Annotated in this window: 18 protein-coding genes; 8 read left to right on the plus strand and 10 right to left on the minus strand. The window is 66.5% G+C overall.

From position 1 onward, the window contains the following. Position 1: 1 nt before the first annotated feature. Together ACSFA2_RS02815 and ACSFA2_RS02820 are read right to left on the minus strand one after the other, a co-directional pair. Entirely contained in the window at positions 2 to 877 is an 876-nt protein-coding gene (locus ACSFA2_RS02815; RefSeq protein ID WP_435453785.1) for a branched-chain amino acid ABC transporter permease, read from the minus strand. A 4-nt stretch (positions 878 to 881) separates the two neighbouring features. Then, the gene (locus ACSFA2_RS02820) at positions 882 to 2,072 is read right to left on the minus strand and encodes an amino acid ABC transporter substrate-binding protein (protein ID WP_435453786.1); all 1,191 of its coding nucleotides are present in this window, start codon (positions 2,070 to 2,072) and stop codon (positions 882 to 884) included. Positions 2,073 to 2,273: 201 nt separating this feature from the next. On the opposite strand from ACSFA2_RS02820, the gene ACSFA2_RS02825 reads away from it, so the two are divergent. Next, on the plus strand, positions 2,274 to 3,224 hold the full coding sequence (locus ACSFA2_RS02825; RefSeq protein ID WP_435453787.1) for an AraC-like ligand-binding domain-containing protein: 951 nt from the start codon (positions 2,274 to 2,276) through the stop codon (positions 3,222 to 3,224). A gap of 274 nt (positions 3,225 to 3,498) precedes the next feature. Here the strand turns inward: ACSFA2_RS02825 and ACSFA2_RS02830 are convergent, their stop codons facing one another. The 3 genes from ACSFA2_RS02830 to dnaG form a co-directional block, all read right to left on the minus strand. Then, positions 3,499 to 4,731 (minus strand): multidrug effflux MFS transporter, encoded by a 1,233-nt coding sequence (locus ACSFA2_RS02830; RefSeq protein WP_435453788.1) that lies wholly within the window; start codon positions 4,729 to 4,731, stop codon positions 3,499 to 3,501. A 70-nt stretch (positions 4,732 to 4,801) separates the two neighbouring features. Continuing rightward, positions 4,802 to 7,159: an RNA polymerase sigma factor RpoD gene (rpoD, locus tag ACSFA2_RS02835; protein ID WP_435453789.1), complete on the minus strand. Its 2,358-nt coding sequence runs from the start codon at positions 7,157 to 7,159 to the stop codon at positions 4,802 to 4,804. A gap of 326 nt (positions 7,160 to 7,485) precedes the next feature. Then, on the minus strand, positions 7,486 to 9,453 hold the full coding sequence (dnaG, locus tag ACSFA2_RS02840) for a DNA primase (protein ID WP_435453790.1): 1,968 nt from the start codon (positions 9,451 to 9,453) through the stop codon (positions 7,486 to 7,488). 85 nt (positions 9,454 to 9,538) lie between these two features. On the opposite strand from dnaG, the gene ACSFA2_RS02845 reads away from it, so the two are divergent. Next, on the plus strand, positions 9,539 to 10,423 hold the full coding sequence (locus ACSFA2_RS02845; protein ID WP_435453791.1) for a YihY/virulence factor BrkB family protein: 885 nt from the start codon (positions 9,539 to 9,541) through the stop codon (positions 10,421 to 10,423). A gap of 109 nt (positions 10,424 to 10,532) precedes the next feature. Here the strand turns inward: ACSFA2_RS02845 and ACSFA2_RS02850 are convergent, their stop codons facing one another. Both ACSFA2_RS02850 and ACSFA2_RS02855 read right to left on the minus strand, forming a co-directional pair. Next, the gene (locus tag ACSFA2_RS02850; RefSeq protein WP_435453792.1) at positions 10,533 to 11,291 is read right to left on the minus strand and encodes a 3-hydroxyacyl-CoA dehydrogenase; all 759 of its coding nucleotides are present in this window, start codon (positions 11,289 to 11,291) and stop codon (positions 10,533 to 10,535) included. A gap of 127 nt (positions 11,292 to 11,418) precedes the next feature. Continuing rightward, a complete protein-coding gene (locus tag ACSFA2_RS02855) occupies positions 11,419 to 11,976 on the minus strand; it encodes a phasin family protein (protein ID WP_286646719.1) in 558 nt (185 codons plus the stop codon). 232 nt (positions 11,977 to 12,208) lie between these two features. Here ACSFA2_RS02855 and ACSFA2_RS02860 point away from each other — a divergent pair, with 232 nt between their 5' ends. After that, entirely contained in the window at positions 12,209 to 12,649 is a 441-nt protein-coding gene (locus tag ACSFA2_RS02860; protein WP_435453793.1) for an acyl-CoA thioesterase, read from the plus strand. A gap of 66 nt (positions 12,650 to 12,715) precedes the next feature. Here the strand turns inward: ACSFA2_RS02860 and ACSFA2_RS02865 are convergent, their stop codons facing one another. Together ACSFA2_RS02865 and ACSFA2_RS02870 are read right to left on the minus strand one after the other, a co-directional pair. Then, positions 12,716 to 13,120 carry a hypothetical protein gene (locus ACSFA2_RS02865; RefSeq protein ID WP_435453794.1) on the minus strand — a complete coding sequence of 135 codons (405 nt, stop codon included), beginning with the start codon at positions 13,118 to 13,120 and terminating at the stop codon, positions 12,716 to 12,718. 51 nt (positions 13,121 to 13,171) lie between these two features. Continuing rightward, on the minus strand, positions 13,172 to 13,405 hold the full coding sequence (locus ACSFA2_RS02870; RefSeq protein WP_435453795.1) for a CsbD family protein: 234 nt from the start codon (positions 13,403 to 13,405) through the stop codon (positions 13,172 to 13,174). Between the two features lie 200 nt (positions 13,406 to 13,605). On the opposite strand from ACSFA2_RS02870, the gene pncB reads away from it, so the two are divergent. The 5 genes from pncB (at position 13,606) to ACSFA2_RS02895 (ending at position 19,784) form a co-directional block, all read left to right on the plus strand. Then, positions 13,606 to 14,805, plus strand: a complete 1,200-nt coding sequence (gene pncB / locus ACSFA2_RS02875) for a nicotinate phosphoribosyltransferase (protein WP_435453796.1) — start codon at positions 13,606 to 13,608, stop codon at positions 14,803 to 14,805. Positions 14,806 to 14,831: 26 nt separating this feature from the next. After that, entirely contained in the window at positions 14,832 to 16,244 is a 1,413-nt protein-coding gene (locus ACSFA2_RS02880; RefSeq protein ID WP_435453797.1) for a sodium:proton antiporter, read from the plus strand. Between the two features lie 16 nt (positions 16,245 to 16,260). Further along, entirely contained in the window at positions 16,261 to 17,238 is a 978-nt protein-coding gene (locus tag ACSFA2_RS02885) for a 2-hydroxyacid dehydrogenase (protein WP_435453798.1), read from the plus strand. Between the two features lie 93 nt (positions 17,239 to 17,331). Then, positions 17,332 to 18,612, plus strand: a complete 1,281-nt coding sequence (locus ACSFA2_RS02890; protein ID WP_435454163.1) for a DNA recombination protein RmuC — start codon at positions 17,332 to 17,334, stop codon at positions 18,610 to 18,612. Next, complete coding sequence (locus tag ACSFA2_RS02895) at positions 18,609 to 19,784, plus strand: MFS transporter (RefSeq protein ID WP_435453799.1); 1,176 nt, start codon at positions 18,609 to 18,611, stop codon at positions 19,782 to 19,784. Before ACSFA2_RS02890 ends, ACSFA2_RS02895 begins: the two co-directional genes overlap by 4 nt. On the opposite strand, the gene ACSFA2_RS02900 is transcribed toward ACSFA2_RS02895, so the two are convergent. Then, positions 19,762 to 20,628, minus strand: coding sequence for an LOG family protein (locus ACSFA2_RS02900; protein ID WP_435453800.1), 867 nt, complete (start codon positions 20,626 to 20,628; stop codon positions 19,762 to 19,764). The genes ACSFA2_RS02895 and ACSFA2_RS02900 overlap by 23 nt on opposite strands. Between the last annotated feature and the right edge of the window lie 78 nt (positions 20,629 to 20,706).

Below are 20,706 nucleotides of genomic sequence, written 5' to 3' on the forward strand. Positions count from 1 at the left end.
TTCATCGCTTGAACAGTCCGTTGGGGCGCCAGATCAGGACGCCGATGAAGACGCCATAGGACAGCAGCATCTTGAGAGAAGGGCTGGTCCAGTGCATGCCCAGCGCCTCCACCAGTCCGAGCAGCAGGCCGCCGGCCAGGCTGCCGACGATGCTGCCGAAGCCGCCGAGCGTGATCACGATCAGCGCCGTCACGGTGTAGGGCTCGCCCATCGAGGGGCTGATCTCGTACGTCATCGAGAGCAGCGCACCGGCCACGCCCGACAACCCGAGGCCGATGCCGAACATCAGCGGATGCAGGCGCCCGGTGTGGATGCCGACCAGCTGCGCGCCGGTGGGCGACTGCATCAGCGCGCGCACCGCCTTGCCCAGCAGCGTGAAGCGCAGCAGCAGGATGAGCACGAGGCTCAGCGCCAGCGACACGCCGAACAGCAGCAGCTTGTTGGCCGTGAAGCGCATGCCCGCGATCTGCACCGGTTCGGCCAGGTACTCGTAGCCGCGCAGGTCGCCGCCCCACAGCAGCAGCGCCGTGTTCTGCACCACGAACATCAGGCCGAAGCCGACCATCAGGCTGCGGGCCTCGAACAGGTCGACATTGGGCGTGCGCGCGGCCAGCCGGCGAAAGCACAGCCGGTGCACCACGATGCCCAGAACGAACAGGGCCACGAAGGCCAGGGGCATCAGCAGCAGGGGCGAGATGCCTAGCGTCGTGTGGGCCCACCAGGTGAAGAAGGCGCCGAGCATGAGGAACTCGCCGTGCGAGATGTTCATCATGCGCATCAGGCCGTATTGCAGGTTCAACCCGATGGCCACGATGGCGTAGATGCCGCCCGTGATCAATCCGCCGGCGATCAGCTCGGCCCAGGACGTGAAGGACACCCGTCTACTTCCAGGCGGGCTTGGCGGCCACCAGCTTGGCCGTGGCGCGTGCCGGCGGCCAGACCACCTCGAAATCGCCGCCTTGCCACTGCGCCACCGTGCCGGGGATGGACGCGTTCTCGCTCCCCGCGAAGCGGATCGGGCCGAGGATGGTCTTGAACTCGGTCTTGGCGATGTGCTCGCGCAGCGCCTTGCGGTCCAGCCCGATGCTGCCCACGGCCTGCTGGAGGATCTCCAGCCCGGCCCATGCATGGCCGCTGGCCCAGCGGTCGGGCTCCTTGCCGAACTTCTTCGTGTGCGCGTCGAAATAGGCCTTGGCTTCGGGGCTGGTCTTGGCGTTCCAGGAGCCCATGCCCAGCACGCCTTCGGTGTTCGCCGCCATCACGTTCTTGTAGAGCTGGAAGGCGGTGCCCACCGAGGCATAGAAGAACTTGGGGTTGAGGCCGACCTCGCGCGCCTGCCGGCTCGCCAGGATCGTGTCGGGCGGGTAGGTGATGCCGATGAAGGCGTCGGGGTTCTGGTCCTTGATGCCGCGTAGCACGGGCGCGAGGTCCTTCACGCCGAGTGGATAGCTCTTGCGCTCGACCACCTGGATCTGCGTCTTCTTCAGCGCGCTGTTGAGCGCGGCGAAGTTCTCCAGGCCGAACAGGTCGTCCATGTACACGATGGCGATCGTCTTCACGCCGTTGGCCACCAGCAGGTCCACCAGGGCGCCCATCATCTTGTCGGGCTGCTGCAGCAGCGAGAAAAAATAGGGGAGCTGCATGTCGATCAGCTTGCGCGACAGGGCGGTGGGCGCCAGCAGCGGATAGCCGAAGCGATTGGCCAGCGGCGCGATCGCGAAGTTCGCGCCTGAGCCCCAGGGCGGCAGCACCAGGTCGACCTTGTCGCTGCCCATGAGCTTCTCGAAGGTGCGCACGCAGGTCTCGGTCTCGCTGCGGTCGTCGTAGCCGATCAGCTCGATCGGCCGCTTCGTGCCCTTCACCGCGAGCCCGCCCGCCGCATTGACCTGCTCGGCCCAGAGCAGGTAGTTGGGCTCCTGGCTGACCTGCGCGCCAGCCGCCCAGGGGCCGGTCCGCGCGATGGCGTAGCCGATGCGAACGGGTGCGCTCTGGGCGAGCAGGCGGGGCGCCACGGCGGCGGCGCCGATGGCGCTGGCGCCCTGGATGAGCGTGCGGCGGGACAAAGCGGACATGGTCGGACTCCTTGACCGGCAGGAGGGCAGCCGGTGTCCGAATCGTAGGAAGCGCAAGGCCGATGCGCTGTGCTGCAGGCGCACGAAGCGCTTGACGCTGAACGCACGGCGGTCCGGGTTAACCCTCTGGAAAGCGTGGGCGCTGGTGTCGGCGTCGGGCAAATAATCGAGCCTCCTCCCTTCTCCCCTGGAAAGGCCTCCATGACCCGCTCGTTGTCGATGTCGACCGACCATGTCGCTGCGCGCGAGCGTGCGCCGCAGTGGCGCGAATGGATCTGGCAGCACTTCGGTGGCCTGGAGTCCGACTTCTACGGCGACACCGGCTTCGAGGGCCACATCGCGGCTGCGCGCGCGGGCGATGTGGTGATGACCAAGCTGGAAGCCAACCGCCATCGCGTGCTGCGCACCGCAGGCATGGTGCGCACCAGCGACCAGGCCTGTCTCAAGATCGTTGCGCCCTGGCAGGGCACTGCCGCGGTGACGCAGTACGGGCGCAGCGTCAGCGTGCGCAGCGGCGCGTGGACCATCTACGACACGACCGAGGGGTACACCGTCGACAACCCCGAGCGGTCGGACCACCTGATCGTGATGCTGCCGCGTGAGCGCATCCGGGTCGACGGCCATCGGCTGCGGGAACTGATGGCACGGCCTGCCGGCGGCGCCAGCGGCATTTCGCGGGTCGCGCTCGACACCATGCGCAGCACCTACAGGGAGCTGCCCTTCATGAGCGAATCGGCTGCGCGCGTGGCCGGTGAACTGATCGTGCAACTGGTCCAGCTCTCGCTGCTGGAAGCGGCTGGGCTGGAGACGGCGAACAGCCAGCGCGCCGCCTTGCGCGACCGCATCCGGGCGCATGTGGCGCTGCGACTGCGCGACCCCGGCCTGTCGATCGACGGCATCGCGCAAGCGCTCAACTGCAGCAAGCGCCTGCTGCATGCGGCATTCGCCGATGAAGAGGACACGCTGGCCGGCTACATCCTGCGCGAGCGCATCGAAGCCTGCATGCGCGCCCTGCGCGACCCGGCCCGCGCCACGCAATCGCTGACCGACATCGCGATCGATTGCGGCTTCGGCAACCTCTCGCACTTCAGCCGCGTGTTCCGTGCCCGAGCCGGGCTGAGCCCGAGTGCGTATCGCTGCACGGCGGGGTAGGGCGCCCTAGGGCCTGTTAACGCTATTTCCGGAGATTGCGTTGCCCGGCCCAGGGGCTGGATGCAAGGCGCCCGCGCGCAGCAAGGCTCAAGCCTTGCAAGCGCGGGCAACGCCGCAGACGGCCCCTGGGCCGGGCAACCCGAAGGGAAGGCATGCCCAGGCCGACCACTCCGCGTTGCGCTCCTTGCATGTGCCAACGCACATGCGGCGTCGCGCGCCTTGATTGGCCGGCCTGGGCATGCCTTCGCAACTTCGGAAATAGCGTTAACAGGCCCTAGTACTTCGCAATCTGCCGGCCGATCTCCGGCCAGCGCCGGTGCAGCCCCACCCAGGCCACCAGGCCGATGCCCATCATGAGAATCGACGTCACGGCCAGCGCCAGCGTCGAATGCATCACCAGCGGCGCAATCACGCCGGCCACCAGGCCGTTGGCGGTCGAGCCGATGACGGCCTGCAGCGACGACGCCATGCCACGCCGCTCGGGGTGCAGGTCGAGCACCAGCAGCGTGATGACCGGCACCATCAGCGCCCAGCCGAAGGCGAAGATGCCGACCGGCAGCATCGACCAGGCCGGATGCGGGGGGAAGAGCGCGTTGGCCGCCACATTCACGACCGAGACGAGCAGCATGATGAGGAAGCCGTGCCGGATCTGCCGCTTGGGCGCGACCTTGCCGGCCATGCGGCCGCTGACCCAGGCGCCGCTCATGATCCCGCCGATGGTCAGCAGGAAGAACCAGAAGAACTGCGTCGGCGACAGGCCGAGGTGGTCGCCGAGGAAGGCGGGCGCCGAGAGCACGTACAGGAACATGCCGTTGAAGGGCACGCCGCTGGCCAGCGCCAGCAGCAGGAAGCGCGGGTCGGAACAAAGATCGCGGTAGCCGCGCATCAGGTGCCGAACCTCGAAAGGCTGGCGCTGGCTGGTGTGCAGCGTCTCGGGCAGCAGCTTCCAGTTGGCGACGAACAGCACCACGCCGACCCCCACCAGGAACCAGAAGATCGAGTGCCAGCCCGCATGCACGAACAGAAAACCGCCGACGATCGGCGCGATGGCCGGCGCCACGCCGAAATAGATCGTGACCTGGCTCATCACCTTCTGCGCCTCGGCCGGCGGGAACATGTCGCGGATCACCGCGCGCGACACCACGATGCCCGCACCCGTCGACAGGCCCTGCAGCGCCCGGAACAGCACCAGCTGCCCGATGGTCTGCGACAGCGCGCACCCGAGCGAGGCGAGGGTGAACACCGCCAGCCCCCACAGCACGACCGGCCGGCGGCCGAAGCTGTCCGACAGGGCGCCGTGGAACAGGTTCATGAAGGCGAAGCCGAAGAGGTAGGCCGACAGCGTCTGCTGCATCTCGACCGGTGTCGCGCCGATCGACTTCGCGATGCCCGAGAAGGCCGGGATGTAGGTGTCGATCGAAAAGGGCCCGAGCATGCCCAGCACCGCGAGCAGGATGGCAAGTGCCCATCGCGGGGCTTTCCAGAGGGTTTGGGCGTCGGGGTTCATGCGTCTCTCAAAACAAAGCGGACTTGCCGAACGCAGGGTCCGGCAAGTCCGCTTTTGGGGGCGTGGCTGTTTACAGCGTGTCGATGAACGAACGCAGCTTGTCCGAGCGGCTCGGGTGCTTGAGCTTGCGCAGCGCCTTGGCCTCGATCTGGCGGATGCGCTCGCGCGTCACGTCGAACTGCTTGCCGACTTCTTCCAGCGTGTGGTCGGTACTCATCTCGATGCCGAAGCGCATGCGCAGCACCTTGGCTTCGCGCGGCGTCAGCGAGTCGAGGATGTCCTTGACCACGTCGCGCAGGCCCGCCTGCATCGCGGCCTCGATCGGCGCCGTGTTGCTGCTGTCCTCGATGAAGTCGCCCAGGTGCGAATCGTCGTCGTCGCCGATCGGCGTTTCCATGGAGATCGGCTCCTTGGCGATCTTCATGATCTTGCGGATCTTGTCTTCCGGGATCTCCATCTTCGCGGCCAGGATGCCGGCGTCGGGCTCGAAGCCGAACTCCTGCAGATGCTGGCGCGAGATGCGGTTCATCTTGTTGATCGTCTCGATCATGTGCACCGGGATGCGGATGGTGCGCGCCTGGTCGGCGATCGAGCGCGTGATGGCCTGGCGGATCCACCACGTCGCGTAGGTCGAGAACTTGTAGCCGCGACGGTATTCGAACTTGTCGACCGCCTTCATCAGGCCGATGTTGCCTTCCTGGATCAGGTCCAGGAACTGCAGGCCGCGGTTGGTGTACTTCTTGGCGATGGAGATCACCAGGCGCAGGTTGGCCTCGATCATCTCCTTCTTGGCATCGCGCGACGAGCGTTCGCCGTCGTTCATGCGCTTGTTGATGTCCTTCAGCTCGGTCAGAGGCACCACGACGCTCGACTGGATGTCGGCGAGTTGCTGCTGCAGCTCCTGCACCGGCGGAATGTTGCGGGCCATCACCGTGCTCCACGGCTTGCCGGCGGCCGCCTGCTTCTCCACCCACTTCAGGTTGAGCAGGTTGGACGCGATGCGGTTGCCGTTCTTGTCGTAGCCGGAGAAGTCGCGGATGAAGTCGTCCTGCGGGAAGCCGCACTTGTCCACGATGATGCGGCGCAGCTCGCGCTCCTTCTTGCGGATGTCGTCGACCTGCGTGCGCACCAGATCGCACAGCTTCTCGATGGTCTTGGCCGTGAAGCGGATGGTCATCAGCTCGTCGGACATCGCCTGCTGGGCCTTGGTGTACGCCGGTGTGCCGTAGCCTTCCTTGTCGTAGATCTTGTGAATCTTCTCGAACATGTCGGCGATGCGGTCGAAGCGCTCGAGCGCGTCGCGCTTGAGCTCTTCCAGCTTCTTGGTCAGGGCCTTGGAGCCGCCCTTGCCGTCGTCGTCGTCCTCTTCGTCGAATTCGTCGAAGTCTTCCTCGGCCACGTAGTCGTCGGCCTCGTTCGGGTTCGAGAAGCCGTCGACGATGGTCGAGATGACGACCTTGCCTTCACGGATGGTCGCGGCCATTTCCAGGATCGCGGCGATGGTCTTCGGCGATGCGGAGATCGCCTCCATCATGGCCATCAGGCCACCTTCGATGCGCTTGGCGATTTCGATTTCGCCTTCGCGCGTCAGCAGCTCGACCGTGCCCATTTCGCGCATGTACATGCGAACCGGGTCGGTCGTGCGGCCGAATTCGCTGTCCACGGTGGAGAGCGCGGCTTCGGCTTCTTCTTCGGCTTCCTCGACGGTGGTCGCGGTGGGGGCCGTGTTGTTCAGCAGCAGCGTCTCGGCATCGGGCGTCTGTTCGTAGACGGCCACGCCCAGGTCGTTGAGCATCGTGACCACGACTTCCATGGTCTCGGCATCGACCAGCTTGTCGGGCAAGTGGTCGGAGATTTCGCCCTGCGTCAGGTAGCCGCGGGTCTTGCCCAGCGTGATCAGCGTCTTCAGGCGCTGGCGGCGCTTGGCCATGTCTTCTTCGGACAGGACGGTTTCGTCCAGGCCGAATTCCTTCATCAAGGCGCGTTCCTTCGCCTTGCTGATCTTCATGCGCAGCGGCTTGACCTTCTCAACGGTGGTCGTCTCCGTGCCCGCTGCAGCCGCGGGTTCTTCCTCCGCGAACTCGGCCTCGACGTCGGAGAAGTCTTCTTCGATGTCCTTGGGCTCGTTGCCGGCCTTGGGCTTGCGGCCGCGCTTGGCGCCGGTAGCAGGCGCATCAGCAGCGGCGGCCTTGGGCGGGCGGCCGACCTTCTTGGCGGTGGCAGGGGCGGGCGCGGCCTTCAGGGCGGCGGTCTTGACGGGGTCGGCGGAGGGCGTTTTCGTGGGCACGGATTTCACTTTCGTTGCGGCAGTCGCCTTGGACGCGGCGGCACTCTTCTTTGCAGGTGCAGGCGATGCTGTCGCTTTCAACGGTTTGGCCGACGCGGGCTTCTTGGCGACGGAAACGGCAGGCTTCTTTGTACTGGGCATACGACCTCGTGGAACAAGAATGAAACAAGCGGAATCACTGGCGCCACTAACCCGGCGCGGGCACGGACACAGAAGGACACGAGGAAACGGATTCCCTCGAAAGAGGAACCGAAGTCCTCACACGAGGAACCGAAGTCCTCAAGAAGCAAGATGTCGGGCGAACATTTGGTGTGCAGTCCTTGCGGTGTATTGACCCGTTTCCCGTTGGGAAGTGCATTGCGCGTGGGGTCGGCCCGGAGGTGCTGCTGTCGCTCTTGCCTCATTCGTCGCGAGACGAAGCCCTACATTATAGCCAGAACCCGGCTTTTCAAGAGGCAGACCGTGCTTCAGCCCGCCACGGAGGGCTTCAGGCGGTGGCGCAGTTCCAGCCGCCGCGCCTCCAGCGCCTTGTACCGTTCCAGTGCCGAAGGGTCGCTTCCCACCGCGGCGATCGCCTCGCTCTGGAGCGCCTTGAGCAGATCGTCCAGCATGAAGTCGAGCACATTGCGCAGTTCCTTGGCGGCGCCGGCGGCCTGTTCGCCCTCGGCGTCGGCGATGGACCCGCCCTCCGGTTCGGTCATGAGCCGGTCGGCGAGGGCTTCAAAAGGCTGGCCGCGCAGGCCTTCGCGCAAGGCGGCCCAGGGCTGCACGCCGTGTTCGTGGCACTGCCCGTCGAGCCAGGTGAAGAGTTGCCCATGCTCGCCGGGCAGGTCGCACAGCAGGCCGTGCAGTTCGTGCGACAGCGCTTCCCATTCGTGCATGTTCGACATCAGCAGCCGGGCGGCGACGTCGGCGCGCCCGGGCGGTCGCAGCCGGGTCCGGCCGACGCTGCCCGACGAGGCCGGCGCCCGCCGGTCGCCCCAATTGCCGCGACCGGGCTTGTCGCCCCAGTTGCCGCGGCCCTTGCCGCCCTGGCGCCCGTAGGTGATCGGCGTGCCGTCGTCCTGGTAGCGCATGACCTCGGCGGCGGGCGGCGGCGAGGGGCTGCGGGCCGGCGGCGCTGCCGCCGTGGGCGTCCAGAGCGAGCTCAGGTCCGGCACGCCCAGCTGCACGAGTTCGGCCAGCTCGGTGAGCATCTGGCGCTTGAGCGCGCCGTCGGGCAGGGCGCTCCACAGCGGCTTGGCGTTGGCGGCCATGTGGGCGCGGCCTTCGGCGGTGCCCAGGTCGCAACCCTCGCGCGCCGCCTCCACCAGGAAGCGGCTGAGCGGCGTTGCCTCGTTCACGAATCGCGCGAAGGCCTCGGCGCCGTGCTCGCGGATGAAGCTGTCCGGGTCGTGCTCCGCCGGCAGGAACAGGAACTTGATGCTGCGCACGTCGGTGGCGTAAGGCAGGGCCCCGTCGAGCGCCTTGCGCGCGGCGCGGCGCCCGGCGGCGTCGCCGTCGAAGCTGAACACCACCGACTCGGTGAAGCGGAACAGCTTCTGCACATGCTCGGGGGTGCAGGCGGTGCCCAGCGTGGCGACGGCGTTCGGGAAGCCGAGCTGCGCCAGCGCGACCACATCCATGTAGCCCTCGGTGACCAACGCGTAGCCACGGTCGCGGAAGGCGGCACGCGCTTCGTACAGGCCGTAGAGCTCGCGGCCCTTGCTGAAGACCGGCGTCTCCGGGGAATTGAGGTACTTGGGCTTCTCGTCGCCCAGCACGCGGCCGCCGAAGCCGATGCATTCGCCCTTGACGTTGCGGATCGGGAACATCACACGGTCGCGGAAGCGGTCGTAGCGCTTGCCGTCCCCGTTGTCGTCGGCCTCGCCGACGATCACCAGGCCGCTTTCGGCCAGCAGCGGGTCGTCGTAGTCGGGGAAGACGCTGGCCAGCGAACGCCAACCGGCCGGCGCATAGCCGATGCCGTACAGCCGCGCGACCTCGCCGGACACGCCCCGACCCTTGAGGTACTCGATGGCGCCCGGCGACTGGCGCAGCTGCTTGCGATAGGCCTCGCCGGCCTTTTCCAGCACCTCCGACAAGGTGGCCTGCTTCTGCCGTTGACCAGCGGCGCGGGCGCGTTCCTCGGGGGAGGCGTCGTCTTCGGGCACCTGCAGGCCGTACTGGCCGGCCAGGTCGTGCACCGCTTCGACGAAGCCCATGCCGGCGTGCTCCATCAGAAAGCCGATGGCGTTGCCGTGCACCCCGCAGCCGAAGCAGTGATAGAACTGTTTGGTCGGGCTGACCGAGAACGACGGCGACTTCTCGCCGTGGAAGGGGCACAGCCCCATGAAATTGGCGCCGGCCTTCTTGAGCTGCACGTAGCGCCCGACGATTTCCACGACGTCCGCGCGGGCGATCAGTTCCTGGATGAATGAGGGCGGGATGGTCATGGGGGAGCCGCAAATGATACGCATGCGGCTGACACGGCAGGGGCATGCGGCGCGGTGATACTGGGCCGTCCCACGCCCACTGCCCATGAATGCCCGCCGCTTCCCCCCTCTGTCCCCGGTGCTGCAGCATCCGTTTCGATTTCTCTGGTCGGCCGTCAAGGGCTTCAAGGCGAACCAGGGGCTGCTGCTGGCGGGGGCGGTGGCGTACTACGCGCTGCTGTCGATGGTGCCGCTGCTCATCCTCAGCGTGATCGCGTTGTCGCATGTCATCGACCAGGGCGAGTTGCTGACCACCGTGGGCCGCTACCTCGAATGGCTGCTGCCCGGCCAGTCGCGCGCCGTGGTCGCCGAGCTGCGCAACTTCCTGGCGCACCGCGACGTGCTCGGCCCGGTGCTGCTGGTGACCATGATCTTCTTCAGCTCGCTCGCCTTCACCGTGTTGGAGAGCGCCATGGCGAACATCTTCCATCACCGCAAATCCGAACGATCCCGGCATTTCCTGGTGTCGGCGGTGATGCCCTACCTCTACATCCTGAGCCTGTGCGTCGGGTTGCTGCTGGTCACGCTGGTGTCGGGCGCGCTGCAGCTCATCGGCCAGGAAAGCGTCGACCTGCTGGGCTACAGCTGGTCGCTGTCGGGCGTCTCGGGCGTGCTGCTCTACCTGCTGGGGCTGGGGGGCGAGGTCTTCATGCTGACCTCGCTCTACCTGGTGATGCCGGTGGGGCGCCTGTCGCTGCGGCACGCCCTGCTGGGCGGCATCACCGCCACGGTGCTGTGGGAGGTGACGCGCCGCCTGCTGGTCTGGTATTTCTCGACCCTGTCCCAGGTCAATGTCGTCTACGGCTCCCTCACCACCGCGATCGTGGTGCTGCTGAGCCTGGAGATCGCCGCCACGCTGGTGCTGTTCGGCGCCCAGGTCATCGCGCAGTACGAGCGTCTGGACCGCGAGCAGCCGGCTCCCGCACCATAGAACTTCTTCGCCAGGAACACCGCGGAACCGGCTTCGCCGGGCCGCTGGTGTTGCCCCCGGACGGGGGAGGGCGCTGCCACACGCAGTGGGCAAGCCTTCGGGGGAGAGCCTATTTCGGTGCCAAACGGATCGCGCCGTCCAGGCGGATCACTTCGCCGTTGAGCATGTCGTTCTCGATGATGTGCTTGGTCAACTTGGCGTAGTCGGCCGGCGTGCCCAGTCGCGAGGGGAAGGGCACGTTGGCGGCCAGCGCGTCCTGCACCTCCTGCGGCATGCCGAAGAGCATGGGCGTACCGAAGATGCCGGGGGCGATCGTCATGTTGCGGATGCCGCTGCGCGCCAGGTCGCGGGCGATCGGCAGCGTCATGCCGACGATGCCGCCCTTCGATGCGCTGTACGCCGCCTGGCCGATCTGGCCGTCGTAGGCTGCCACCGAGGCGGTAGAGATCAGCACGCCGCGCTCGCCGGTGGCTTCGGGCTCGTTCTTCGACATGGCGTCGGCGGCCAGGCGGATCATGTTGAAGCTGCCGATCAGGTTGATCGTCACGGTCTTCGTGAAGGCCGCCAGCGCATGCGGGCCGTTCTTGCCCACGGTCTTCTCGCCGATGGCGATGCCGGCGCAGTTGACCAGGCCGAACAGCTTGCCGAGCTTGAGCGCGGCATCGACCGCCGCCTGGCCGTCCGCTTCCTGCGTCACATCGCACTTGACGAACACGCCGCCGATATCGCGCGCGACCGCTTCGCCCTTGTCGGCCTGCATGTCGGCCACCACCACCTTGGCGCCGTTGGCCGCGAGCATCCGTGCCGTGCCTTCGCCCAGGCCCGAGGCGGCGCCGGTGACGATGAAAACCTTGCCTTCGATCTGCATGCGTGTGTCTCCTGAGTGTGTTGAACGCACGATTATCGAAGAGACGGACGAAAAAAAGCCCCACCGAGCTTTCGCCAAGATGAGGCTTGATTCGGATCCCGAAGGACCCGGGGAGACCAGTGGCGGCTCAGCGCTTGCGCGAAGCGGTCTGGGCGGTGCTCTTGGCCGCGTTCACAGCGGTGGTCTGGACCGCGTTGAAGTTGGCTTCGGCAACATCGGTCGCTTGCTTGACAGCCTTCTGGACCGACTCGAACGCGTTGTTGGCGGCAGCCACGGCGCTCTTCATCACGGCGACGGCGGTTTCCGAACCGGCCGGGGCGTTCTTGGCGGCGCTGTCGACCAGGCCGACAAAGGCTTGCTGGGCTTCGGCGGCCTTGCCTTCGAAGGCCTTGGAGAATTCGGCGCCGGTGCCTTGGGCGATGTCGTACAGGTGACGGCTGTAGGCCGAGGTCTTTTCAGCCAGGGGCTGGAACAGGCTGGCCTGCAGGGCGAGCAGTTCCTGCGCGTCCTTGACGCTCAGCATGGCTTGCGTGGTGCTGGCGGCTTCGCTCAGGGCGGCCTTGGAAGCCGTCACGTTCAGTTCGACGAGCTTCTCGACGCCTTCGAACGCCTTGGTGGTCAGGCCGAACAGGGTTTCGAGGTTGGCCTTTTGGGCGGCGAGGATTTGGTCAGCGGTCAGTGCCATGGTGGTAACTCCGGTAAGGATTGAGGAATGGATCACGTTCGCTGCGCCTGTCTCGTCTATGTTGCGGTGCAGCATGAGCCGAAGTATAGGCAGCTGAGCCGTGCAATCAAGCCTTTTGGCCGACGGTGGCTCAATTTAGAAGCCGGGTTCTAAACGGGCCGTTTCGCCGGATTTCGGCCTTGTTCCCGGCCGTGTTTTCGGTCGCACGCACGCGCTGGCAGAATTCCGCGCCATGACGACTGCGCACCCCCGCCCCCACCACCGCGACGGCTATCGCGCCTTCCATCGCATTCCCACCCGATGGGCCGACAACGACCTGTATGGGCACGTCAACAACGTCGTTTACTACAGCTGGTTCGACACGGCGGTGAATGCGTTGCTGATCGAGCGCGGCGCCCTCGACATCCACCAGGGTCAGACCATCGGCTTCGTGGTCGAGACGCAATGCAATTACTTTGCGCCGCTGGCATTTCCCCAGACGGTGGAGGCGGGCATCCGCGTCGCCCAGGTGGGGCGCTCCAGCGTACGCTACGAAATTGCCCTGTTCGCCGAGGGCGCCGAGACGGCGGCCGCCCAGGGGCACTTCGTTCATGTCTACGTCGACCGGCAGACGCAGCGGCCGGTGGCCTTGCCCGAAACGCTCTTGCAGGTGGTCGCCGACCTCCGCGCTTGAAAGGCGGCTCGCCATGAAGAACGGCGCCCGAGGGCGCCGTTCTTCATGTCTTCGCAGCGATGCGAATTACATCTTCTTCATGGCCTTGATGTCGGCCTTGCCCTTGGCTTCGTCGGCCTTGGCCTGCTTCACGCAGGCGCTCTTGGCGTCGCCAGACTGGTCATCGCACTTTTCCTTGGCCACTTCGTAGGTCATGGCGACCTTCTCTTCGGCGACCTTGCGTTGATGGCTGGCGGTCGGCTTGTAGGTTTGTTCCAGTTCCGCCTTGGCCACCTTCTGGTTGCCGTCGGCTTCCTTGTTGCACACGTCCTTGGCGTTGTCCTTCATCGTGTCGCACTGGGCCTTGGCAACCTTGTGGTCGGCCTCGATCTTTTCCTTGGCGACCTTGTATTCGTCCTTCGTCATCGCGCCGGCCTGGGCGCCGATGAAGCAGGTGGACGCGATGGCGAGCATGAGCAGGTGTTTTTTCATGGAGATTCTCCGTAGATCTGTTGGATTGGTTTTGGATTGAATGAAAGAGGGTCAGTACTTTTCGAACCAGAGCGCGGCCGGCGTACGGCCTTCGGCGCTTTCCCAGGTCTTGACCTGGGCTTCGGCTTCGTCGCGGCTGATGCCATGACGTTCCTGGATGCGGCCCAGCAGCTGATCGCGCTTGCCGGCAATGACATCGAAATCGTCGTCGTTCAACTTGCCCCACTGCTCCTTGACCTTGCCCTTGAGCTGCTTCCAGTTGCCTTCGATGGTGTCTTTGTTCATGACGATCTCCTTCGTGAATTGATATGTTCCGCCGTCGCTGCACTTTCTTCGGAGAAAGCGCTTTGGGCTGGCGTGAAGGCACTCTCGTGGGTGTGGCACGGCATGCCGGTAGGACGCCCCGGGCGGGGTCCGTAGGCACAAGCCGACGGGGACCGTGATAATCGAGCGCACGCCGACACCAGAGACATGCGCGCCGTACCATGATCATTCACAGCCTGCTCGACACCGACCTCTACAAGTTCACGATGATGCAGGTGGTGCTGCACCACTTCCCCGGTGCCCGGGTCGAATACCGCTTCAAGTGCCGCAACCCGGGCGTCGACCTGGCGCGTTTCGCCAGCGAGATCCGCGAGGAGGTCCGTGGCCTGTGCTCCCTGCAGTTCAAGGACGCCGAGCTCGCCTACCTCCGGTCGATGCGCTTCATCAAGAGCGACTTCGTCGACTTCCTCGGGCTGTTTCGCCTGAACGAGAAGTACATCGACATCACGCCCTTGCCGACGGGCGAGCTCGACATCAGCATCAAGGGGCCGTGGCTCCACACCATCCTCTTCGAGATCCCGGTGCTGGCGATCGTCAACGAGGTCTACTTCCGCAACACACAAAAGCGGCCCGACATCGAGGAAGGGCGCCGGCGGCTCGAGACCAAGATCGGCGAGCTGCAGGCCGAAGGCCTGTCCGACCTGAAGATCGCCGACTACGGCACGCGCCGGCGTTTCTCGAAGGAATGGCACGAAGAGGTGTTGCGCACCCTGACCGCCCGCCTGGGCGCGGTGACCGCGCCGGTGCAGTTGGGCGCCAAGCTGCCGCAGTTCGCCGGCACCAGCAACGTGCTCTACGCCATGAAGCTCGGCCTTATTCCACTGGGCACCATGGCCCACGAGTACCTGCAGGCCTGCCAGGCGCTCGGCCCGCGGTTGCGCGACAGCCAGATCTTCGGCTTCGAGTCGTGGGCGCGCGAGTACCGTGGCGACCTGGGCATCGCGCTGTCCGACGTCTATGGCATGAGCGCTTTCTTGCGCGACTTCGATCTGTACTTCTGCAAGCTGTTCGACGGCGCCCGTCACGACAGCGGCGACCCCTTCCAGTGGGGCGAGCGCATGCTGGCGCACTACATCGCCAAGCGGGTCGACCCATTGACCAAGACGCTGATCTTCAGCGACGGCCTCACGGTGCCGCGCACCATCGAGCTCTACCAGCAGTTCCGCGGCCGTTGCCAGCTGGCCTTTGGCATCGGCACCAACCTCACCAACGACCTTGGCTACGAACCGCTGCAGATCGTCATCAAGATGATCCGCTGCAACGACCAGCCGGTGGCCAAGCTGTCCGACACGCCCTCCAAGAACATGTGCGACGACGAGAAGTACCTGGCCTACCTGCGCCAGGTCTTCGAGATCGCGTGACCTTCTCCCCGAAAGTGCTTCGACCGATGAAGAACGCGTCGCGCCGCCTGGCGCTGCTGGCTCTGCCCTTGCTGTCTCCCGCCCTGGCGCATGCCGCCGAGTTCGACGGCGCCCGCCTGTCGCCACTGTGGGGCGTGCCCTTCGCCGGGCTGCTGCTGTCGATCGCGCTGATGCCGCTGCTCGCGCCGTCGTTCTGGCACCACCACTTCGGCAAGGTGGCGGCCGCCTGGGCCCTCGCCTTCCTGCTGCCCTTCGCGGCCGTCTTCGGGCCGGGGCTGGCCGGCACGCAGCTCGTGCATGCGGCGCTGGCGGAGTACATCCCGTTCATCATCCTGCTCACGGCGCTGTTCGCCGTGGCCGGCGGCATCCACATCCGCGGCAACCTGCATGGGGCGCCGGGCCTCAACGTGGCGATCCTCGCGATCGGCGCGGTGCTCGCCAGCCTCATGGGCACGACCGGCGCGTCGATGCTGCTGATCCGCCCGCTCATCCGTGCCAACGACAACCGGGTGCACAAGGCGCACGTGGTCGTGTTCTTCATCTTCATCGTCTCGAACGTCGGCGGCTCGCTCACGCCGCTGGGCGACCCGCCGCTGTTCCTGGGCTTCCTGAAGGGCGTGGCGTTTTTCTGGACCGCGCGCCACATCTTCCCCGAGACGCTGTTCGTGACGGGCGCGCTGCTCGCGATGTTCTGGCTCATCGATCGCCATTACTACCGCAAGGAAGGCGTGCTGCCGGTCGACCCCACGCCAGACACCCCGCGCCTGGGCTTCGACGGGGCCAGGAACTTCTGGCTGCTGGGCGCCGTGATCGCGCTGGTGCTCATGAGCGGCACCTGGAAGTCCGACATCGCCTTCGACATCTACGGCACGCCAGTCGGCCTGCCCGGGTTGCTGCGCGATGTCGGCCTGGTCGCCATCACGCTGCTGTCGCTGAAGATCACGCCGGCCGCCGTGCATGCCGACAACCAGTTCGGCTGGGGGCCGATGGCCGAAGTGGCCAAGCTCTTCGCCGGCATCTTCCTGACCATCGTGCCGGTGATCGCGATGCTCAAGGCCGGTACCCACGGGCCCTTCGGTGCGGTGGTCGCCGCCGTCACCCGGCCCGACGGCCAGCCCGACCCCGCGATGTACTTCTGGGCCACCGGCGTGCTGAGCTCCTTCCTGGACAACGCGCCGACCTACCTGGTGTTCTTCAACACGGCGGGCGGCGACCCGGCGGCGCTCATGACCACCTATGCCAGCACGCTCGCTGCCATTTCCGCCGGCGCCGTCTTCATGGGCGCCAACAGCTACATCGGCAACGCACCCAACCTCATGGTCAAGGCCATCGCCGAAGACCGCGGCGTGCGCATGCCCAGCTTCTTCGGCTACATGGCCTGGTCGGGCGCATGCCTGATCCCGCTGTTCGTGGTCGTCACCTTCCTCTTCTTCCGCTGATCCACTGGAGCCGTTCATGTCCAAGCCCCACGTCCTCGTCACCCGCGCCGTCTTCCCCGAAACCATCGAAAAACTGAAACAGCATTTCGAGGTGGAAGCGAACGTGGACGATGCCGACTGGTCCAGCGACGAATTGATCCGCCGCCTGCAAGGCAAGCAGGGCGCCTTCACCACCGGCAGCGTGAAGATCGACGAGGCGCTGCTCGCCGCCTGCCCGGACCTGAAGATCTGCGCCAACATGGCCGTGGGTTACAACAACTTCGACGTCGACGCGATGGTGCGCCACGGCGTGATGGCCACCAACGCGCCCGACGTGCTGACCGAAACCACCGCCGACTTCGGCTTCGCGCTGTTGATGGCGACCGCGCGCCGCATCACCGAGAGCGAGCATTTCCTGCGCCGCGGCGAATGGAAGAAGTGGCGCTACGACATGTTCGCCGGCGCCGACGTGCATGGCAGCACGCTCGGCATCCTGGGCATGGGCCGCATCGGGCAAGGCATTGCACGCCGCGGCGCGCTGGGCTTCGGCATGGAGGTGATCTATCACAACCGTTCGCGTCTCGACGCATCGATCGAGTCCGAGCTGAAAGCCACGTACGTCAGCAAGGAAGAACTGCTCAAGCGCGCCGACCACCTGGTGCTGGTGCTGCCGTACTCGCCCGCAGCGCACCACGCCATCGGCGCGGCCGAGCTCAAGCAGATGAAGCCCACCGCCACACTGGTGAATCTGGCGCGCGGCGGCATCGTCGACGACGCGGCACTGGCCGAGGCGCTGCGTGACAACACCATCGCCGCGGCCGGGCTGGATGTGTTCGAGGGCGAGCCCACGGTGAACCCCGCGTTGCTCGAGGTGCCCAACGTGGTGCTCACCCCGCACATCGCCAGCGCGACCATCCCCACGCGCCGTGCCATGGCCAACCTGGCCGCCGACAACCTGATCTCCTTCCTCGGCGGCCAGGGCCCGCTGACGCCGATCGTTTCCCCCAAGAAGTAAACGGACTGCTCACACGTGTCGACTGCCGAAATCGGACTCTGGATCCTGCTGGGCCTCGCGGCCCTCACCGTCATTCTTCTCGTCGCGCTGCTGATGCGCCGGCCCGCACCCGACCGCCACGCCGAACTGCTGGCCACCTTGGCCGATGGCACCGAGCGCAGCGAACGCGCTTTGCGGCAGGAGGTCGCCGATTCCGCGCGCAGCACGCGCCAGGAGCTGGGCCAGAACTTCGCCAGCTTCCAGGCGGCACTGGTGCAGCAGGGCGCCGAAGCCACGCGCACCCAGAACGCGCAGATCGACGCCTTCGCGCAGCAGCTCACGCTGATGCAGAAGACGCTGGCCGACACGCTCAACACGCAGCTGCAGGGCCTGAGCGAATCCAACGCGCGGCGGCTGGCCGAGGTGCGCGCGACCATGGAAACGCAGCTCGCCCAGCTGCAGCAGACCAACAGCGCCAAGCTCGACGAGATGCGCAAGACGGTCGACGAGAAGCTGCAAAGCACGCTCGAGGCGCGGCTGGGCGAGAGCTTCAAGCAGGTGGCCGACCGGCTCGACCAGGTGCACAAGGGCCTGGGCGAGATGCAGACGCTGGCCATCGGCGTGGGCAGTCTGCAGCGCGTGCTGACCAACGTGAAGACGCGCGGCGTGTTCGGCGAGGTGCAGCTCGAGGCGCTGCTCGAGCAGGTGCTCACCACCGAGCAATACGCCAAGCAGGTCGAGACCAAGCCGCGCAGCGGCCAGCGCGTGGACTTCGCGGTGCGCTTCCCGGGACGCAGCGCCGACGGGGCGCCGGTGTGGCTGCCGATCGACGCCAAGTTTCCGCGCGACGACTACGAGCGCCTCATCGACGCGCACGAACGTGCCGACGCGGTGGCGGTCGAAGTGGCCGGCAAGGCGCTCGAAGCGCGCATCCGCAGCGAGGCGAAGTCCATCGCCGACAACTACCTCGCGGCGCCGCACACCACCGATTTCGCGATCCTCTTCCTCCCGGTCGAGAGCCTCTACGCCGAAGTGCTGCGCCGCCCCGGCCTGATGGACGCGGTGCAGCGCCAGCACCGGGTGACGCTCGCCGGCCCGACCACGCTGCTGGCCATGCTCAACAGCCTGCACATGGGCTTTCGCACGCTGGCGCTGGAGCAGCAGGCGTCGGAGGTGTGGAAGGTGCTGGGCGCGGTCAAGACCGAGTTCAACCGCTTCGGCGAATGGGTCGAGCGCATCAAGGAACAGGTCGCCAAGGCCTCCGACACCATCGACAAGGCCGACACGCGGCAACGGCAGATGCGCCGTGCGCTCAAGGGCGTGGAGGCGCTGCCCGAACTGCAGGCGCAGGCGCTGCTGCCTGCAGTCGACCCCGAGGACGACGGCGCGCCGTGAGAGGCGCAGAGCTGCTTCGGCTGATCGCGGCGCAGGTTTTCCTGCATTCGACGATGGCGGGCATGCGGCTGGCCACACCGTTGCTGGCGCTGCAGCAGGGCTACAGCGCGGCGGCGGTCGGCCTGTTGATCGCATTGTTCGCCCTCACGCAGGTCTTCCTGGCACTGCCCGCGGGCCGCTTCACCGACCGGCACGGATTGCGTCGGCCGCTGGCGCTGTCGGTGGTCGCGGCCTCGCTCGGCGCCGGCCTCGCGCTGGTGTGGCCGTATTTCCCGGTCATGTGCCTGGCTGCACTGCTGACCGGCGGAGCCACCGGCGCGACCGTGATCGCGCTGCAGCGCCACGTCGGGCGCGCCGCACAGAGCCCCAACGACCTCAAGCGCGTGTTCAGCTGGCTGGCGATCGCGCCAGCGGCGGCCAACTTCGTCGGCCCGTTCGTGGCCGGGCTGCTCATCGACCATGCCGGGCATGTTCCCGCCGACCTGCTGTCGTACCGCGTGACCTTCGCGGTCATGGCGCTGATGCCGGTCGCCTGCTGGCTGCTGGTGCGGACGGCTCGCGAACCCGCGCCGGTGCCTCCGCCGGTCGGCGCCGCCACCACCCGCGCCTGGGACCTGCTGCGCGAACCGCTGTTCCGCCGACTGCTCTTCGTGAACTGGCTGCAGTCGTCCAGCTGGGACGTGCATGCTTTCGTGCTGCCCATCCTCGGCCACGAGCGGGGCCTGGGGGCGTCGGTCATCGGCACGATCCTTGGCGCCTTCGCCATTGCCGCGGCAGTGGTGCGGCTGGCACTGCCGCTGTTCGCCAACCGGACCTCGGAGCGTGGCGTGATCCTCACGTCGACGCTGGTGACCGCCACGCTGTTCTGCGTCTATCCGCTGCTGCACTCGGCCTGGACGATGGCGCTGTGCTCGGTGGTGCTGGGCTTCTCGCTGGGCGCGGTGCAGCCGATGATCATGAGCATGCTGCACCAGATCACGCCGCACGCACGTCACGGCGAGGCGCTGGGCCTGCGGCTGATGACCATCAACGCGTCGAGCGTCGCCATGCCGATGCTGTTCGGCGCGGCCGGCGCGGTCATCGGCATCGCCGGCGTGTTCTGGATCGTCGGCGGTGTGGTGGCCATGGGCAGCCACACCGTCTGGAAACTCAAAGCGCGTAGAAGCGCTTGATCGCGTCCCAGGCGTCGCCGGGCGTGTCGACGTACTCGAAGAGCTTCACGTCTTCCGGCGAAATCACGCCTTCGTCGGCCAGGAAGGCGAAGTCGATCAGCCGCTTCCAGTAGTCGGAGCCGTACAGCACGATCGGCACCTGCTTGGCCTTGCGCGTCTGCACCAGCGTGACCACTTCGAACAGCTCGTCGAGCGTGCCGAAGCCGCCGGGGAAAGCCACCAGCGCCTTCGCACGCATCATGAAGTGCATCTTGCGGATGGCGAAGTAGTGGAACTTGAAGCTCAGCGCCGGCGTGACGTACGGGTTGGGCTCTTCTTCCATCGGCAGCGCGATCGCCAGGCCGATGTTGAGGCCGCCGCCTTCGTAGGAGCCGCGGTTGGCGGCCTGCATGATGCCGGGGCCGCCGCCGGTGCAGATGAAGAGCTTGTCTTCCGGCTCCTTGTCGTTGCTGTACTGCGCGACCAGCTTGCCGAAGGCGCGCGCCTGCTCGTAGTAGTGCGAGTTGCGTGCGAGCCTGCGCCAGCGCTCGGTCGCCACCACGTCGCCAGCGGCCTCTGCCTGCGCGATCAGGGCACGGGATTCTTCCTCGCTGCGGAAGCGCGCACTGCCGAAGACGACCACCGTGTTCTCGATGCCGTGTTCGCGCATCTGCAGGTCGGGCTTCATCAGCTCGAGCTGCATGCGCAGGCCGCGGGTCTCGCGGCGCAGCAGGAATTCGGGGTCGGCGAACGCCAGGCGCGACGGGTCGCGGTCGAGCGGCAGCCCCTTGTCCGAATGGGCTTGCAGCGTGGCCCAGGCATCGGCCAGGCGCTTGTCGTGGAGATCGTGGGTCTTGCTGGTCATGCGGTGCTCCTGAGCAATCTTCGGGCCGAAAAGGTGCGGCGCCATGAAAAAAGGCTCCCGTGAGGAGCCTTGGTGGTG

Origin of the sequence: Variovorax cryoconiti, assembly GCF_051216395.1 — a bacterium.
Lineage (GTDB): Bacteria > Pseudomonadota > Gammaproteobacteria > Burkholderiales > Burkholderiaceae_C > Variovorax.